This is a genomic window from Rhodococcoides sp. S146-33 (genome assembly GCF_059489205.1).
This window is the reverse complement of record NZ_JCAJWY010000006.1, coordinates 136,084-152,683: the sequence shown is the minus strand read 5'-3', so window position 1 is coordinate 152,683 and position 16,600 is coordinate 136,084. Positions and strand designations below refer to the sequence as shown.

14 protein-coding genes and 1 pseudogene are annotated in these 16,600 nt (G+C 63.8%); 6 read left to right on the top strand and 9 right to left on the bottom strand.

Going from position 1 to position 16,600, the window contains the following annotated elements:
• Positions 1 to 124 precede the first annotated feature (124 nt).
• Entirely contained in the window at positions 125 to 808 is a 684-nt protein-coding gene (locus tag AC5WEY_RS21665) for a DedA family protein (protein ID WP_495647484.1), read from the top strand.
• Positions 809 to 812: 4 nt separating this feature from the next.
• Here the strand turns inward: AC5WEY_RS21665 and AC5WEY_RS21660 are convergent, their stop codons facing one another.
• From AC5WEY_RS21660 to AC5WEY_RS21640, 5 genes are all read right to left on the bottom strand, one after another.
• Positions 813 to 2,594, bottom strand: a complete 1,782-nt coding sequence (locus AC5WEY_RS21660; protein WP_495647483.1) for an ABC transporter ATP-binding protein — start codon at positions 2,592 to 2,594, stop codon at positions 813 to 815.
• Positions 2,594 to 4,168 carry an ABC transporter transmembrane domain-containing protein gene (locus AC5WEY_RS21655; protein WP_495647561.1) on the bottom strand — a complete coding sequence of 525 codons (1,575 nt, stop codon included), beginning with the start codon at positions 4,166 to 4,168 and terminating at the stop codon, positions 2,594 to 2,596. Before AC5WEY_RS21655 ends, AC5WEY_RS21660 begins: the two co-directional genes overlap by 1 nt.
• A gap of 177 nt (positions 4,169 to 4,345) precedes the next feature.
• Positions 4,346 to 5,413 (bottom strand): ParB/Srx family N-terminal domain-containing protein, encoded by a 1,068-nt coding sequence (locus AC5WEY_RS21650; protein ID WP_495647482.1) that lies wholly within the window; start codon positions 5,411 to 5,413, stop codon positions 4,346 to 4,348.
• A gap of 132 nt (positions 5,414 to 5,545) precedes the next feature.
• The gene (locus AC5WEY_RS21645) at positions 5,546 to 6,772 is read right to left on the bottom strand and encodes an MFS transporter (RefSeq protein WP_495647481.1); all 1,227 of its coding nucleotides are present in this window, start codon (positions 6,770 to 6,772) and stop codon (positions 5,546 to 5,548) included.
• A gap of 33 nt (positions 6,773 to 6,805) precedes the next feature.
• Positions 6,806 to 7,336 (bottom strand): GNAT family N-acetyltransferase, encoded by a 531-nt coding sequence (locus AC5WEY_RS21640; RefSeq protein ID WP_495647480.1) that lies wholly within the window; start codon positions 7,334 to 7,336, stop codon positions 6,806 to 6,808.
• A gap of 158 nt (positions 7,337 to 7,494) precedes the next feature.
• Here AC5WEY_RS21640 and AC5WEY_RS21635 point away from each other — a divergent pair.
• The 5 genes and pseudogenes from AC5WEY_RS21635 to AC5WEY_RS21615 form a co-directional block, all read left to right on the top strand.
• Positions 7,495 to 8,295, top strand: a pseudogene (locus AC5WEY_RS21635) (ABC transporter permease); the annotation flags it as partial.
• A gap of 10 nt (positions 8,296 to 8,305) precedes the next feature.
• Positions 8,306 to 9,025, top strand: coding sequence for an ABC transporter ATP-binding protein (locus AC5WEY_RS21630; protein ID WP_495647479.1), 720 nt, complete (start codon positions 8,306 to 8,308; stop codon positions 9,023 to 9,025).
• 28 nt (positions 9,026 to 9,053) lie between these two features.
• Complete coding sequence (locus AC5WEY_RS21625; RefSeq protein WP_495647478.1) at positions 9,054 to 10,100, top strand: ABC transporter substrate-binding protein; 1,047 nt, start codon at positions 9,054 to 9,056, stop codon at positions 10,098 to 10,100.
• 28 nt (positions 10,101 to 10,128) lie between these two features.
• A complete protein-coding gene (locus tag AC5WEY_RS21620; RefSeq protein WP_495647477.1) occupies positions 10,129 to 11,229 on the top strand; it encodes an LLM class flavin-dependent oxidoreductase in 1,101 nt (366 codons plus the stop codon).
• 140 nt (positions 11,230 to 11,369) lie between these two features.
• Positions 11,370 to 12,401, top strand: coding sequence for a zinc-binding dehydrogenase (locus AC5WEY_RS21615; protein ID WP_495647476.1), 1,032 nt, complete (start codon positions 11,370 to 11,372; stop codon positions 12,399 to 12,401).
• Between the two features lie 67 nt (positions 12,402 to 12,468).
• Here AC5WEY_RS21615 and AC5WEY_RS21610 read toward each other — a convergent pair whose 3' ends face one another.
• From AC5WEY_RS21610 to AC5WEY_RS21595, 4 genes are read right to left on the bottom strand one after another with little or no spacing between them, the layout of a single operon-like run.
• Positions 12,469 to 13,602 carry a serine hydrolase domain-containing protein gene (locus AC5WEY_RS21610; RefSeq protein ID WP_495647475.1) on the bottom strand — a complete coding sequence of 378 codons (1,134 nt, stop codon included), beginning with the start codon at positions 13,600 to 13,602 and terminating at the stop codon, positions 12,469 to 12,471.
• Positions 13,592 to 14,218, bottom strand: a complete 627-nt coding sequence (locus tag AC5WEY_RS21605; protein ID WP_495647474.1) for a TetR/AcrR family transcriptional regulator — start codon at positions 14,216 to 14,218, stop codon at positions 13,592 to 13,594. The genes AC5WEY_RS21610 and AC5WEY_RS21605 overlap by 11 nt, the downstream gene beginning before the upstream one ends.
• Positions 14,215 to 15,777 (bottom strand): class I adenylate-forming enzyme family protein, encoded by a 1,563-nt coding sequence (locus tag AC5WEY_RS21600; protein WP_495647473.1) that lies wholly within the window; start codon positions 15,775 to 15,777, stop codon positions 14,215 to 14,217. Before AC5WEY_RS21600 ends, AC5WEY_RS21605 begins: the two co-directional genes overlap by 4 nt.
• Before the next feature lie 25 nt (positions 15,778 to 15,802).
• A complete protein-coding gene (locus tag AC5WEY_RS21595; RefSeq protein WP_057475927.1) occupies positions 15,803 to 16,465 on the bottom strand; it encodes a nitroreductase family protein in 663 nt (220 codons plus the stop codon).
• Positions 16,466 to 16,600: the final 135 nt, after the last annotated feature.

The following is a 16,600-nucleotide window of genomic DNA, read 5'->3' as shown; positions in this document are numbered from 1 at the left end:
CAAGATCTCCACGCGGACTGCCCCGCGAGAGGCGACGGCTTTCCTCGATGTTCCGCGTCCACGAAGTTCGTAGCGTTTTCGGTGTCCTTCACGACACGAAACATCGACGAACAAGGGAATTGCAATGTCCAACTTACTGATTGCTGCAGCTACTGAAACCGACACTCTCGACGGGCTGGCCGGCTGGGCAGTCGGTGTCATGGATGCGCTCGGCGGCCCCGGTGCAGCCATGGTCGTCGGTGCCGACAATTTGTTCCCACCGATCCCGAGCGAACTGGTTCTCCCGCTTGCCGGGTTCTCGGCCAGTCAGGGAGTGTTCTCCTTCGGTGCCGCACTGTTCTGGACGACACTCGGCTCGGTTCTGGGCGCGATCATCGTCTACGCGGTAGGTGCACTCATCGGACGCGAACGCACCCGGGCACTGGTGGCGCGAATTCCGCTGATCAAGGCCAGCGACTTCGACCGCTCGGAGGCATGGTTCGCCAAACACGGCTCGAAGGCAGTGTTCCTCGGCCGCATGATTCCGCTGTTTCGCAGCTTCATCTCCCTACCGGCGGGGATCGAGCGGATGGGGATGATGAAGTTTCTGGTTCTCACCACGCTCGGAAGTCTGATCTGGAACACCATTTTCGTCACCGCGGGGTATCAGCTGGGCGAGAACTGGCATCTGGTCGACGCGTATGCCGAAATCCTGCAGAAGATCGTTATTGTCTCGGTGGCAATCGCTGTCGTCGTATTCGTGGCCGTGCGGCTACGGTCGCGTCGCCGGGCTGGAAGCAAAGTTGTGTCGTCCGATATCAACGACTGATCAGTCAGTCATCTTCCCAGTCCGACCACAGGGTTCGGTACGGGCCGTCACAGGCGATGAGTTGATCGTGAGTGCCGTCCTGCACGACGGCGCCTGCGGCCATAACTACGACCCGATCGGCGTCCTGCGCGATGCGCAGCCGGTGCGCGATGGTGATGATGGTCCGTCCTGGGAGCAGTTGCCGGATCGCAGTTTCGAGAGTGCGGGCGGTCATCGGATCGAATTGTGCTGTGGCCTCGTCCAATACGACCACCTGCGGTTGCGCAAGCACCATGCGCGCCAACGACAGCTGCTGTTCCTCGACAGGAGTCAGCGAGCGTGAGCCTTGGGCGATCGGGCGATCCAACGTGAACGTGTTCAGTAGGCTCGCCGCGCCGACTGCCGCCAGAACCTCAGCGAGGTTTTCGTCGCTTGCCGTCGGCGCGGCGATGCGCAGGTTGTCGGCAACACTGCCACTGAATACGAACGAGTGTTGCGAGAGCATTCCCACCGTTCGACGCACTACCTCGGCGGGCAGTTCCGCCAGCGGAACGTCGCCGTACCGGACACCCCCGGATCGAGGGGCATCCAGTCCCGAGATCACCCGTCCCAAGGTAGTTTTCCCGGCACCGGACGGCCCGACGATGGCAACCCGCTGACCGGACGGGACTGTCAGTGTGATTCCTCGCAATGCTGCACCGCCCGAAATGCTGGTCCTATTACCGGGATAGGTGAAGTGCACATCCGTCAGGACGAGATCGGCACTGGAGTCGAGTGCAGCCCCAGCGACCGGATCTACGTTTCTGCGCTCCTCCGGGGGAACATCGCTACGAACGAATCGTTGCAAGCCGAGAATGCGAGCAAACGCTGCCCCACCGACTTGGAGTTGGTTCTGATGGACGAGCAGGATGTCCAGCTGAACAGCCAGGTTCTGCGCATACAGAGCGCCGGCCGTCACGGCAGCAAGTGGCGTCGCGTCGTCGAGATACGCGATCCCGCCGAGCAGCAGAACCATGGCAAGCGGCACGTTTCGACCGAAATCGGCGACGAACCAGAAGGTGGACTGCAATCGCAACACGTGCCGTTCCGCGCTGCGGACGTCGTTGTTGACGCTGACGATACGCCTGTCCCACCATGGCTCCCAGCCGTGCCGAGCCAAAGTGGCGGCTCCGGCGTCGGACTCAGTCAACACCTGTGTAGCAAGGGCTTTGGACGCTTGGTTCACCAGGAATGCGTTGCGGGATCTACGCAGGAACCAGCGGGTCACGGGAATCAAGAGCGGCAGACACACCAGAAACGCAACGAGATACCGCCACCCGAGAACTGTCATCGCGCCGAGCGTCATCACCATCATCAGGACGGTGACAATCACTGCGGGCAGGGAGTTTCGGGTGCCCCGCACCAGTGCATCGATATCTCTGGTGACTCTGCTCAGCAGTTCGGCGACAGGGATTGCGTCGACCTTCGCCAACGGTGCCGTGAGCACCGAGCTCATGGTGTCCTCCCTGAGTTCGGCTGCGACTGTCTCGGCCAACGCACCGGACAAGTACGTGGCCGTCCACAGTGTGACTGCCTGAACTGTCAAGGCCGCCATCATCGAACCGGCCATCACCCACACGCGGTCGGTCCCTTGTCGAACCTGATCGACCACCAAGCCGAGGAGGTAGGGCGGGAGCAGACCAGCCGCCACCGAGGCGGCGTACGCCAGCAGCGCCGCCAGCGCCATGGTGCGATGCTGCCGCAGAATGAGTGCAGTCGCGCGGCGAACCTCGGACCGATCTGCAACGGGAACGATCGACGCGGGCACTATGCCTCGCCCCGCAGTCGGCGGATCAGTTGTCGATATTCGGGAAGTTGCTCGAGCTCATGGTGTGTGCCGACTGCGACGACCTCGCCTGCCCCGCCGAGAACGACAACTCGGTCGGCGTGCAGCAGATGCGGGAGGCTGTACGTCAGGACCACCGTCGTCCGGTCGGCGCGTAGTTCCCGAATGCCCGATACGACGGCGGACTCGGTGGAAACATCCAATGCCGCCGTGGGATCCACCAGAACCAGTACCTCGGGTGCCGTGCTCAGCGCTCTGGCCAGTCGCAGGCGTTGCCGCTCACCACCGGAGAACTCCACAGCTCCGGCGGTCATCTCGGTGTCGAGTCCATCCGGGAGTGCCTGCACTATGTCCGACGCCATCGCTGCCGTCACCGACGCGCGTTGCCGCGCGTCGACCTCGGACCCACCATCGTCACCGGGTTGTCGACACAGTGGAGTGAGTACCTCACGCAGGGTCCCGGAGAACAGATAGTCATCGGTGCCCACGATCTGAACCGTCGCGTGCTGACCCAGGGTGGCCCGTGCGAGTTGGACGTTGGTGGCATGCCAATCGCGCCCATCCAGGGATGTGATGCCGGTATAGGCACCGAGGGGAATCGATGCGCCGACGACGGATTCGAGTGCTTTCATCGCTGCATCGGTGTTGGGTAGGTGAACGGCGGGCCGGCTCGCGGGAGTGGCTGCCAACCATGTGTCGATTCGTTGCTGCGATACGATGCCGGCTGCCCTCAACTGACGACCCCGCATGATGAAGTCGAGTGGGTTGCCGAGAAATGTGGTGTAGCCGTAGGCGGTGACGACGTCACCTACCGTGATGGTGCCTGACAACACCAGTTTCGCACCGAAGGCAATGGTGACGATCTTGTAGATTCCGGACACCAGCGCGCGGAACGCCGACGCCTGCGAATCTGCCCTCGATAGGGAGATTCCGGATCGTTGCAGCTTCGCAGACGAATCGGTGTAGCGGTGCAGAAATGTCTGTGCAGCACCCAAGCCTTTGATGACCCGGGCACCACCGCCGATGTCGTGCGCGATGTCGGTCAGTTCATCGCTGCAGGTGCGTTGAATCTTCTGGCGGTGCCGAAAGTTGCGCAGCACCAGATCGTTCGACACGAGGGCGACAACTGCTCCGACCAAAATGACCAGCCCGAGCTGCCACGACGTAGCCAGCATCAGGGCACCGATCAGCAGTACCGTGAACACCCCACCGATGCTGCGCGGGAGCGAGGAAACACCGGTGGCAACGCTGGTGATATCCACCATGCCGAGGTTGACGGCGCTCGATGTCGACGGTGTGATGCCTACGTCGGCCGAACGCCTCGACAGCACCCGCATGAGTGAAAGCTCGCACTCGATACGGAGGAGCATGCTGGTGCGTTCCTCGGCCAGAATTGCCACCGCCCCACCGACGGCGAATGCCATCAGCACAGCGCACTGGTGCGCGATGTCCGTGACCGTAGTGCCTCGCGTGGTGAGGGTGTCGATCGTCTTGCCGATCCACCACGGAGTTACCGCAAAGAACAGCATCCAGCAGCCGGCAAAGAACGTTGCCAGAGTCAGTCGCCATCGAAGGTGGATGCTGTCGAATATGGACAGAAAAGATCCGGGGGTTGTGCGTCCGGGCGACCGGTTCTGTTGATCGGACGTGGCTCCTCACCCTCCCCTCGAACTCCGATGCGGCGTCGACGCATGCCGATTTCTTCGGCGGACACGCAGACGCCCCGTCCGAACCTACCGGGGCAATCCCATCTTGTACTGCAAGGCGTAGGCCAGTTTTCCGGGCTTGTCGTCCGAGAACGGTGCCGACAGCTTTCCGAACTCGCCCTTGGTGGCTGATTTTCCGTCGTTCCACGCGCCCAGTGCGCCGAGTTCCGCTGCGGTGCGGCCACTGTCGATCACGGTGTCTTTCGGGACCGCGACCTGAGCGCGCGAGACCGACTGGACGGTGCTCAGGTAGCTCGCCAGGTTGTTGCTGTCCCAGCCGCTGATGTCGACTTCCGCCGAGTCGCGAACCCATGCACCCCAATAGAATTCCTGGAAGGGAATGGTGCCGGGGGTGAAGCCGATGTCGCGGGCGAAGTACATCAGGCTGCGGTACTTGTCGTTCTGGAACTTGGCAAGGCCGACTCCTGACGGAAGCTGTTCCACCGGAACTTCGTTACCGTCGACGTCGTAGTTCCAGACCCACTTCTCGGCCTTCATTCGAGCCCAGAAGTCGGCTGTGCTCAGGTCACTGAGATTCGCGACCACCCGCAGACGAAGGTGCAGATTCGGCCCACCGTCGGCTGTTTCGTAGAACGAGGTAAGTGTGTGGTGTCCGTCGGTCAGGTACGGCACGCCGCCCGGCCCGATGACAACAGTCTTCATGGGCGCGATGGTGTCGGGCGTTTCCTGGCCGACGGGAACGGTGCAGGTGAACGACGACGGATTGTCCAGTCGCGCACCGGGCGATGCCGAGGCGGCCTCTTCCTGGCCGTTGGCCTCGCACCAGTCGTCGAACTTCTTGTTGATCTCGTCTTTGCCGAGCGTGTAGCGACCGAGCTTGTAGTACACCTCGTCGTATCCGAGTGAGGGTTGCGTCGCGCGGACATCACCGATCGGGAGATCGAGAAGCGCACCTGCTTCGGCACATTGGTAACCGAGGCCCGACGACGATCCACTGGGGAGGAGGTCTGCGACCTGGCACAACGGCGACGCGGTCCGTGCCGGCGCAGCAGTGGCAACGCTGCCCATCGACGTGGTCGCGACGGAAATCAGTGCGAGCGTGCCGAGCAGGGCTGCTCTACGAAACGAGGCCATCGGTAAAACTCCCAGGAGTCGAGAAGTGAAGTGTCACGAGACTGTCGCACGACGGTCACCGGTCGATGTCGCGGAGCCGAACGAGAGGTGGTCGCGAGGTGAACGCGCCACGTCGCGGACGCAACCCCTGTGTCAGAACTCGGCGTCGCGGAGCCGCAGTGGCGAAAAGGCGACTATGGCAACAGCGATGGTGAATATGACGATGACGCCGATCAGGGTCGGTCGTTCACCGATCATGCCGATCAGCAGGCCCGCGATCACCGCACCGACGGCGGCCATGGTGCGGTTGACGGAGCGCCTGGCGGCATTCACACGCCCGAGGAGTTCATCCGGTGTGAGCGCTTGCCAGTACCCCATCTCGTTCGCGTTTTCCGCACCCGCCGCGAGGCCCTGCAGGGCCAGGGCTGCGAACAGCAGTGCATGGCCGACGGCTGTGTCGGTTGCGGAGGCCACGAGAATCCAAGCGAGGGGATATATGGCGCGGGCGAGGATCACTGCGCGACCCGAGCCGATCCGCTTGCCCAGCGTGTGGGCAATGGATGCTCCCATCAGGCTGGCCGCACCGAACACCGTCAACAGCAAGCCATATGCGTAGGCGCTGAACCCGAGTGAGCGGAGCGCGAAGAGCGACAGCACTGTCAACGCGGCACCGTTGGCAAGGAACCACACGTGCGTCGAGACAGCGAGCGGGTTGAGCGTGCGGTGACGGTACGTGAATCTCAGACCGTCACGCACTTCGCCGATCAGGTTGCGAGAGTGAACAGTAGGTCGAGGCTCGTCCACATCGAGACTGGAATTGAGTGCTGCATCGACGATATAGCTGATGGCGTCGACGGCAATCACCAGGGGAGCGCCCAGCAGGCCGACCAGTCCGCCGCCGATGCTCGGTCCCAATGTCGTTGCTGCCGCGTCGGCTTGGTCGAGGCGTGCGTTCGCCTGGACCAGTCGACTGCGTGGCACCAACCGAGGCAACAACGACTGCGTCGCAGCGAATCCGAACACCGAGAAGGAACCGAACAAGAGCAACACGATGATCAGTACCCAGATGTGGAGAAGGCCTGCCAGCCACAGCAGCGGCACAGCCCCGAGCGTCACGGCGCGGCCGATGCTGGACCACACAAGAATTGGCTTGCGACGCCACCGGTCGACGTACACCCCGGCGATCAACCCGAGCACCGCGTAGGGAATGAACTGCGCAGCGTTCACCACACCGACCTCGAAGGGTGTCGCGTCCAGAAGCTGCACCACCAAGATGGGCATCGCCACCGCTGTCACGGACGAGCCGGCCGAGCTGATCACTGCCGCCGTCAGAAACCGGCGAAACGACGAACGACTGTCTGGCGGAGAGACTTCATTCATGGGTACTGCTCACGATGCCTCCGCACGGCCGACTCAGCGATCCTCGCGCAATATCGCGAACACCAGGGTATCGGTCCACTCACCCTTGCACCACCAGTTCTGGCGGAAGTGCGCTTCCTGACGCATCCCCACCCGCGCGGCCAACCGGGCCGACGCGTCGTTGCGTCCGTCCAGCTGTGCGCTGATTCGGTGGATCTGGGGTAGCGAGAACACGTGCTCGATCAACGCGTTCACTGCCTCGGTCGCGTAACCACGGCCGGCCACGGCGGGGGAGAAGGTCCAGCCGAGCTCGACAAGTGCCGGGGATCCGTCCACCAACCATGCCTCGACGTTGCCCACCACGGTGCCCTGATGTTCGACGACCATCGCCAACGCCTGGGTGTGCAGCCCGCTTCGCTTCATCCGTTTGCCCACCGCCGCAACAGCATCGGCGTGCGTCCACGCTTCGTGCAGGAGGTAGCGGCACACTTCCGGGTCGCTGTAGTAGGCGAGAATCCGGTCTGCGTCGTCGGGTTCGTACAGGCGCAGCGTCAGGCGTTCGGTGTGAATGGGCTCGACGTTCATGACAGCGATTCTGCCCGACCTAGATTCAGGCTGATTCGAACCCTGTTCTCGGACCCACATCGTGACGGAGGGTGGTGAATCGAACCTGCTCGTCATCAACCGGAAGGCACGTGAACATGGTCGTCACGTCGTACGCCCCACCCGCTGGGCCCGTGCACATGCGCGTCAGCGACGCCGGCCCCGCACCCGCGTCACCGAAGCAGTCGGTGTGGCAGCGCTATCGATGGACCGTCGTACGCAGTCTGTCGCCCCTCGCGCTCCTCGTTCTGTGGCAGATCGCCAGCGCTGCCGGAGTTCTCTCCGAGCGAGTGCTGCCCGCACCATCCTTGGTCTTCGACGCGGGTGTGCAGTTGCTGCGCAACGGTCAGCTGGTCGAGGCACTCGCCGTCTCCGGAACCCGCGTTGTTCAGGGACTCGTGCTGGGCGGGGTGATCGGGGTGGTGCTCGGAGCGCTCGTCGGTCTGTCGAAGCTCGCCGAGGCAACCGTCGATCCGCCGCTGCAGATGCTGCGTGCACTGCCGCACCTCGGTCTCATCCCGCTGTTCATTCTGTGGTTCGGGATCGGCGAGACTCCCAAGATTCTGCTCATCGCTCTGGGAGTTGCATTTCCGCTGTACCTCAACACGTACTCGGCCATCCGGCAGATCGATCGCGACTTCCTCGACACCGCCGTCGTACTGGGTTTCTCGTGGCGTCAACGCTTCACCACGATCATCCTGCCCAGCATTGCTCCACAGCTGCTGGTGGGACTGCGACAGTCATTGGCGATCGCCTGGCTGTCCTTGATCGTGGCCGAGCAGATCAACGCCGAATCCGGACTGGGCCACATCATCAACGATGCCCGAGACTTCCTGCGCTTGGACACCATCATCTTCGGACTCGTCGTTTACGCGCTGATGGGAATCGCCACCGACGGCATCGTTCGAATCCTCGAAAAGCGTGCCCTCCATTACCGATTGGACCCCGATCATGACCTCGACGACGACCTCTGTCGCCACCCTGGACGGCATCGACAAGTTCTACGGGTCCAGTCACGTGTTGAAGAATGTCGACCTGTCCATCGAGCGAGGCGAAATCGTGTCGCTGGTCGGGCGATCCGGCTCCGGCAAGTCCACGATCCTGCGCGTTCTGGCCGGACTGTCCACAGACCACACCGGAGAGCGGCACGTAGCCGGCAATCCCGCGGTGGCGTTCCAGGAGCCGCGCCTGTTTCCGTGGCGGTCGGTTCGTCAGAACGTGGCCTACGGTCTGAACACTGCCGGTGTGACGGGCAACGACGCACTGACTGCTGCAGATACCACCCTGGACGAGGTGGGGTTGGCCGAGAAGCGGGATACATGGCCACTCACGTTGTCCGGTGGGCAAGCTCAGCGCGCCGCGCTGGCACGAGCGTTGGTGGGGGAACCCGAACTGCTGCTGCTCGACGAACCGTTCGGAGCGCTCGACGCACTCACACGATTGACCATGCAGTCGCTTCTACTCGATCTGTGGGGACGGCACGGCTTCGGCATCTTGCTGGTCACCCACGACGTCGATGAGGCAATTGCGTTGGGCGACAGGGTAGTGGTGCTCGACGGAGGTGCCGTCGCCGAGACGGTCACTGTCGATCTGCCCCGTCCCCGCGACCGGGGAACAGCCGGATTCTCCCGCATTCGCACGCACTTGCTCGGTGCCCTCGGCGTCCACTGATTTCACTGATACGAAGGATCTTTCACCCATGTCGTCACACGCTCGCCCACGCTCTGTTCGCGCCCTGGGCGTTCTCGCCGTCCTGTCCTTGACGCTCGTCGGCCTGACGGGTTGCGTCTCTCGTGGCAGCGATAACGCGACCACCGAAGCCCCCGCGCTGCTCTCGAACGATCAGCTCGCCACGGTCACCCTCGACGTCGGTGATCAGAAGGGTGGCACCGAGGCGCTGCTTCGTGCGTCGGGTGAGCTCGACTCGGCTCCCTACGATGTCGCGTTCTCCACCTTCACCTCCGGACCGCCTCAGGTGGAGGCCGCAACGGCCGGCCAGATCGACTTCGCGGTCACGGGGAACACGCCGCCGGTGTTCGGCGTAGCAGCCAACGCGCGCATCAAGGTCGTCTCCGCCTATACCAACGACGCGAGTGGCGATCAGATTCTCGTGCCGGCAGATTCGACTCTAGGGTCGTTCGCCGACCTGCGCGGCAAGAAGATCGCAGTGGGCAAGGGAAGTTCGGCGCACGGCCACGTGCTGCTGCAGTTGCAGAAGGCCGGGTTGACGACCGACGACGTTCAGCTGGTGTTCCTTCAACCTGCCGATGCGCTGACGGCATTCACCTCGGGTCAGGTCGATGCCTGGGCGATCTGGGATCCCTTCACCGCGATCGCGCAGGTGCAGAACGGCTCGAAGACGCTGACCACTGCCGAGGGTGTGGCCAACGGTTACGGCTTCGGTATCGCGTCGCAGCAGGCGCTCGACGATCCGGCGAAGAACACCGCCTTGCAGGACTTCGTGGTTCGCCTGGCCAAGGCGTCTGCATGGGCCGAGAAGAATCCGGCGGAGTGGGCTGCGGCGTACTCCACTGCTGTCGGGATCGACCCGGCTGCAGGTGAATTGGCACAGGGACGAAGCCAGCGACCGGCAATTGCACTGGATGACAACGTCATCGAGTCCGAGCAAGCACTGTTCGATGCGTTCGTCGAGAGCGGAAGCATCCCTGGGGGCAACACGTTCGCGGACTTCGTCGACACGCGGTACAACGACGCCATCGCCGACGCGACCGCCCCCACCAACTGATCACCCACCACGTCGTAGGAGTTCACTCGTGACCGCACGCATCTTCTGGTTTCTTCCTACCGCAGGCGACGGCCGCTCCATCGTCGGCGCGTCTCACGCCTCGGGCAACCTCCGCGAACCCGCCGGGTTTCGTCGTCCGTCGCTGCGTTACCTCACCGAGGTGGCGCAGGCCGCGGACCGCCTCGGCTACGAAGGGGTGTTGACTCCGACCGGAACATGGTGCGAGGACGCGTGGTTGACGACGGCCGCTTTACTGCAGAGCACCCGACGGCTCAAGTTCCTCGTTGCCTTCCGTCCCGGCCTCACGCCGCCGACGTTGGCGGCGCAGCAGGCCGCGACGTTGCAGCGGTTCTCGGAGGGGCGGGTGTTGTTCAACATCGTCACCGGGGGCGACGACGTCGAGCAGCGTCGTTTCGGGGATTGGATCGACCACGATCGGCGCTACGCCCGCACCGACGAATTCCTTGGACTCGTCCACCGGATCTGGACCGAGTCGGCAGTCGATCACGAGGGCGAGTTCTTCAAGGTCGCCGACGCGCGTGTGTCCGAAGCGCCGGACCCGTTGCCCGAGTTCTGGTTCGGCGGTTCGTCGGGTCCCGCACTCGCCGTCGCTGCGAAGCACGTCCAGACGTATCTGACGTGGGGCGAGCCGCCGGCCGACGCTCGCGCGAAGATCGAGAAGGTGCAGGCGCTAGCGGACGCCGAGGGGCGCAAGCTCACCTATGGCATTCGCCTGCACACCATCAGCCGTGACACGTCCGAAGAGGCCTGGGCCGTCGCGCAGAAGCTCCTCGACGAGCTTCCCGAGGAGCAGGTTTCCCAGGCACACGCACTGCATTCGTCCTCGCAGTCCGAGGGGCAGCGCAGGATGGCGGCGCTGCACGGGGGCAGCAAGGACTCGCTCGAGATCTACCCGAACCTGTGGGCCGGCGTCGGACTGGTGCGCGGCGGCGCGGGTACTGCACTGGTCGGGTCGCACGAGGAAGTCGCGAACCTGATCGGGGAGTACCACGACGCCGGATTCGACGAGTTCATTCTTTCCGGCTACCCGCATCTCGAGGAGTCGTACCACTTCGCCGAAGGTGTTCGACCTATCCTCGACGCGCGAGGAATCACGGTTCCCGCCTGATAGATTCGCGCGGCATCGCCGGTTCGCCATCGCCTGCTGGATCGGCAGTGAGATTTCGGAGACCAAGCACTACTGCTGCCCCGAATACGCCGGTGGCCCTCCCGTACGCTGAACATTTGCACTACGAGAGACGAGGTGGCATGAAAGCACTGGTATTTCGCGAGTACGGCGGCCCCGAAGTGCTGAAGATCGAGGAGCTTCCTGATCCGATTCCGGGATTCGGTGAGGTGGTGGTCGATCTGAAGGCGACCGCGCTCAACCACGTCGACATCGATGTGCGCGAGGGCGTCTCGCGCTTCGACTTCGCGATGCCGCACACCTTGGGCCTGGAGGGTGCCGGCGTTATTTCCCTAGTCGGCGACGGTGTGGACCCCGCTCGGATCGGCGAGCGCGTAGCCGTCTCCTACATCCGCACCTGCGGCCACTGCGAGTGGTGTCAACGGGGCATGGAGAACATCTGCGTCAACCGCAAATTGCTCGGCGAGCACATACCGGGAACGTACGCACAGAAGATCTCGACACCCGCCGACCATTGCCTGACACTTCCCGACGCCGTCGACTTCGGTGAGGCGGCAGCCTCACTCAGTGCATTCGGCACCGCCTGGCACGCGCTCATGATCCGCGCCGAGCTGAAGCTGGGAGAGACCGTGCTCATCCATTCGATCGGGGGTGGCGTTGCATCGGCTGCACTGCAGATCTGCAAGGCAGCCGGCGCGACCGTGATCGGTACGGCCAGCCGAGACGACAAGTTGGCTCAGGCGACCGCTGACGGTGCCGATCACGTCATCAATTACACGAGAACCAATGTGCGCACCGCCGTCGACGAGATCACCGGAGGCCGCGGGGTCGAGCTGGTCTTCGACGGGGTAGGTGGGACAGCCTTCACCGAGTCGATGTTCATGCTGCGCCCGTACGGCCGTCTGGTGTCTATCGGTGCGCACGCGGGGGAGGTCGTCGAGTTCGACATCATCGAGTTCTTCCGCCGCCAGATCTCGTACATCTCTTCGCATACCCAGACGCGCGACGAGATGCGTACTGTGCTCGATCTTGTCGGCAAGGGGGTACTGCGCCCGCGCATCAACTCTCGTTATGCGTTGGACCGCGCCGGGGAAGCGCACGAGGAGTTGGCTGCGCGCACCGCCTACGGGAAGATCATCCTCGACATCGACTGAGGAGAGCGTGGGTGGACGCGATGCCGTCTCACCTACAGCAGACACGCCCCGGACCCGTTGAGTGCAGTCAGCCGAGGGCGTCGTACACCGCGCGCACGTAGTGCTCGGCTCGCTCCGAACCGATGATGCCGGGACCCATACGGTTCATCACGTACGAGATGGTCAGCTTCGATTCCGGGTGCAGAACGGTCAGCGATCCGCCCCAACCACCCCAGAAGCAGATTTTGCCGTCGGGGATGTAGGGCATCGAGTCCTGTTGCGGCAGAGCGAAACCCAGTCCGAAGCGTAACGGAATGCCCAGCGCCAGATCGACTCCGTTGGATCGCTCCTCGAAGATCGTGTCGATCGTCTCCGGGCTCAGCAGGCGTACGCCGTCCACGGTTCCGCCTCGGGAGATGATCGACAGGATTCGTGCAACCGATCGCGCGTTTCCGTGTCCGTTCAGTGCGCCCATGTCCGCGGCACGCCACGCCGGGGTGTTTGCGGACGAGGCGTGCACCAACGGTCCGAGAAACGTCCTGCGACGCACAATCGTCGGATCGGGCACAGCATCATCGGTCGGCGGGGGCGGCGGAACCACATCGGCGATCCGGACCCAGTCGGCCTCGGCGGCACCGATCTGGAAGTCGGCTCCGAGGGGACCAGCAATCTCGTAGGCGACGAACTGCCGCAACGGCTTTCCGGTGACGCGGCGGACGACCTCTCCGATCAGGTGGCCCTGGCTGGCCGCGTGATACCCCGATGTGGTGCGCGAGTCCCACCACGGAGCTTGCTCAGCCAGACGTGAGGTCGAGAGGTCCCAGTCGTAGAGGTCCTCTTCGCTGAACGGCCTGTCCCATCCCGATACTCCGGAAGTGTGCGACAGCAAATGCCGAACCGCGATGTCCTGCTTGCCTGCGGCTGCGAACTCGGGCCAGTACGTCGCGACCGGTGCATTGGGATCGAGCACTCCGCGGTCGATCAGCATCAACGCCGCCAGGCACGTCACCATCTTCGTCGTCGACCATACGTTGGTGATCGTGTCCGACTCCCACGGCAGTGTGCGCTCGGTGTCGCGATACCCGCCCCACAGGTCGACGGCAGTGTGGCCGTCGATGTCGACCACGATGGACGCGCCGAGTTCCGCCCCACTGTCGAGGTTGGCCGCCAACTTCTCGCGCACGCCCGAGAAGCGTGGGTCGCAGTGACCGTCAATTGCCATGTGATGCCCCGAGAACGCGGTGAACGGCCAATTCGACGTAGTTGTCGGCGACGTCCTCGATGCTCAGCTCGCCCCCGTCGTGGAACCAGTTGCTGATGCCGTTGAGCATGTCGGTCAGAGCGAACGAGGCCAATCGTGCATCGGGAACGCTGAATTCACCACTCCGCATCCCCGCGGTGATCACGTCGCGGACGCGTCGTTGGTACTGGCGGCGATAGTCCTCGACAACAGTGCGGTGCTCCGGTGTGAGCGAGGCCAATTCGTGCAGGCCGACGATGTACTCCACCCGTCGCCGATTCAGATGCACGAGGTGCGCACGCACCAGAGACGACATGCGCTCGGTAGGGGTTCCGGCCGCGTCGAGCAGCGGCAGGTTCTCCTCGGCCGGTTCCTGCGTCACCGTCAGACAGATTGCGAACAGGATGTCTTCCTTGGACGGGAAGTGGTGATAGAGGCTGGCCCCCTTGATGCCGACGGCATCGGCGATATCGCGCATACCCACGTTCGAATAGCCCTCACGCGCAAAGATATTCGCGGCGTTGGCCACGATGTCCTCTCGCCGCTGGCGCGTACGGATCTGGCGAGGCAGTGGACTCACATCGGCCGGCTGCGTCATACCGTCTCCTCCACCGCCGCCAACAGTCGCAGTTCACGCTTAAGGATCTTGCCCTGCGGATCGACGGGCAGTTCGGCCACGATGTGTACCGACTTGGGGGCCTTGTACGACGCCAACTCGGTGCGGCAGTATTCGATGATCGCGGCCGGGTCGGCGGTCACCCCGTCGCGCGCGATGACGAAGGCGGTCACGGCCTCGGACCAGTACGGGTCGGGCACGCCGACGACGGCGGCGCGCAGCACGTCCGGGTGCGTGTGGATGGTGCGTTCCACTTCCTGCGACGACACGTTCATCCCTCCCGACTTGATCATGTCCTTCATTCGATCGTAGAAGAACAGGTTGCCGTCGGCGTCGATACGGACCATGTCGCCGGTGTGCACCCAGTCGTCGCGGAATGCCTCGGCAGTGCGCTCTGGGTCCTTGAAGTAGCCGAGCATCACCGATGGAGTGCGGCAGAGCAATTCACCGATCTCGCTCTCGTTGCCCGCGGGGTCGACGACCTTGATTTCGAGGTGGGTGACGGGCTTGCCGATCCACGACGCGTCGCCGTCGGGGATGTCGTCGAGGCTCGAGAACCAGCCCACCGAGCCGAGCTGGGAGAGCTCCGACTGTCCCCAGTAGGTGCCCCAGATGGCCTCGGGTGCGGCGGCGGCCCAGGCGCTGATCGTGTGTGGTGACACCTGGCCACCGTAGGTGAGGCAGCGCCGTACCTGGCTCACGGCCTCGGGCCCGAACTGTTCGTCACGGGCCAGGGCCAGGTAGAACGTCGGAGTTTGCGCGATGACGGAGATCTTCTCGGCGGCGATGATGCGCAGCGATTGAGCAGGATCGACCGTCGCGGGCAGCACGAGGGTGGCACCCATCAGCGTGAGGGTGGTCATCGAGCCGAGTCCGGCGATGGTGTGGAACGGCATGACGAACAACCAGGTGTCTTCCGGTCCCGTGCGCAGGCCCCAGCTCCACGCGGGCGCGGTGGAGATGAGGAAGTTGCGGTGCGGGATCATGACGCCCTTGGGAGCAGCTTCGGTTCCCGAGGTGTAGATGACCATCGCGACGTCGTTCTCGTCCATCTCGACGGCCGGCTCGGTGGACGGCGTGTTCGCCGTCAGTGCGGCGTATTCGGGGCCGAACGTCACCAGGGTGGTGGTGTCGGGCTTCACCGAGGAGATGATCTCGGCGTAGGCCGGATCGGCCACCACCACAGTCGGTTCAGCGTGTTCGAGTTGGTGCTTCACCTCGGCTGCCCGATACATCACGTTGATGCCGGTGAAGGCAGCTCCGGCCTTGAGGGTGCCGTAATACGCCACCACCACGTCGACGCTGTTACGGGCCATCGATGCGACGCGGTCACCCGTCGTCACCCCGAGATCGACCAACAGGTTGGCGAATTGATTTGCGCGAGAGTCGAGTTCGCCGTATGTGGTGACCTCACGGGTGCCGTCCGCCGCGTAGCTGATGAACGCGACCTTGTTCGGCTGAGTCCGCGCATGGCGACGCAGCTGATCGCCGATGGTGGCGCGGCCGATGGGGGAACGGTGGTGGATGGCGGTACCGGGCACGGCGGACTCCTCGAGGTGCGAGCTGTTAAAGGGCAGTGGAGAGGGCAGCGGAGTCGAACATCGGCTGCGAGAACGTCTCTGCCGCAACGATCTGCTCCACCGGATCACGGGTGAGCTTGCGCGGAAACGACTTCTCCGGATACCCGACGGCGATGTGTGCGGCGGTGATGTAGTCGTCCGGGATGCCGAGCAGTTCGCGAATGGCGGGCTCCTCGTGGCACAGCAACGTCGTCACCGCGGTTGCGACGCCCTGATCGCGCAGGCTCAGGCACAGGTTCTGCACGGTCGGGTAGATGGACGCGCCGCCAACCACGGAGAGTCGGCCGAGTTCGTGATCGGTGGGGTGCAGTCCGTCCAGTGCGGCGCAGACCACCACGATGGCGGGCACCTCGGCGAGGTGGCGAGCGAAGTAGTCGGCGTCCTGCACGGTCTTGGGCAATGCGCCGACGGCGACGGTTCCGCCGGTGATGCCGGCGAAGTAGGCGTCCCACATCGGGAGGTAGAGGTCGGCGAGTGCCTGCTTGCGGGCGGCGTCACGCACGACGATCCACCGCACGGGCTGACGGTTGCCGCCCTGCGGGCCGAAGCGGGCGACGTCGAACGCGGCTTTGAACACCTCGTCGGGAACAGGATCGCTGAGGTACCGCCTGCAGGTGCCGGTGGTGCGCATCGCCTCGGTGAGTTCCATGGGTGTTTCCCTTCGCCTGTCCGCTGTTAGGTAGTGCCATGAAGCATTGTGTGGCGTGGGCCGCATTGTCAAGGGTTGAAATGCTGAGAATTTCGAGATCACGAATCCCTTGCGCAAAATTGCCTAACCGTGGTT

Excerpts from the sequence above, each read along its gene's own strand:
- AC5WEY_RS21665 (WP_495647484.1), top strand. The coding sequence starts at position 125 with ATGTCCAACTTACTGATTGCTGCAGCTACTGAAACCGACACTCTCGAC.
- AC5WEY_RS21650 (WP_495647482.1), bottom strand. The coding sequence starts at position 5,413 with ATGGCCTCGTTTCGTAGAGCAGCCCTGCTCGGCACGCTCGCACTGATT.
- AC5WEY_RS21645 (WP_495647481.1), bottom strand. The coding sequence starts at position 6,772 with ATGAATGAAGTCTCTCCGCCAGACAGTCGTTCGTCGTTTCGCCGGTTT.
- AC5WEY_RS21640 (WP_495647480.1), bottom strand. The coding sequence starts at position 7,336 with ATGAACGTCGAGCCCATTCACACCGAACGCCTGACGCTGCGCCTGTAC.
- AC5WEY_RS21630 (WP_495647479.1), top strand. The coding sequence starts at position 8,306 with ATGACCTCGACGACGACCTCTGTCGCCACCCTGGACGGCATCGACAAG.
- AC5WEY_RS21625 (WP_495647478.1), top strand. The coding sequence starts at position 9,054 with ATGTCGTCACACGCTCGCCCACGCTCTGTTCGCGCCCTGGGCGTTCTC.
- AC5WEY_RS21615 (WP_495647476.1), top strand. The coding sequence starts at position 11,370 with ATGAAAGCACTGGTATTTCGCGAGTACGGCGGCCCCGAAGTGCTGAAG.
- AC5WEY_RS21610 (WP_495647475.1), bottom strand. The coding sequence starts at position 13,602 with ATGGCAATTGACGGTCACTGCGACCCACGCTTCTCGGGCGTGCGCGAG.
- AC5WEY_RS21605 (WP_495647474.1), bottom strand. The coding sequence starts at position 14,218 with ATGACGCAGCCGGCCGATGTGAGTCCACTGCCTCGCCAGATCCGTACG.
- AC5WEY_RS21595 (WP_057475927.1), bottom strand. The coding sequence starts at position 16,465 with ATGGAACTCACCGAGGCGATGCGCACCACCGGCACCTGCAGGCGGTAC.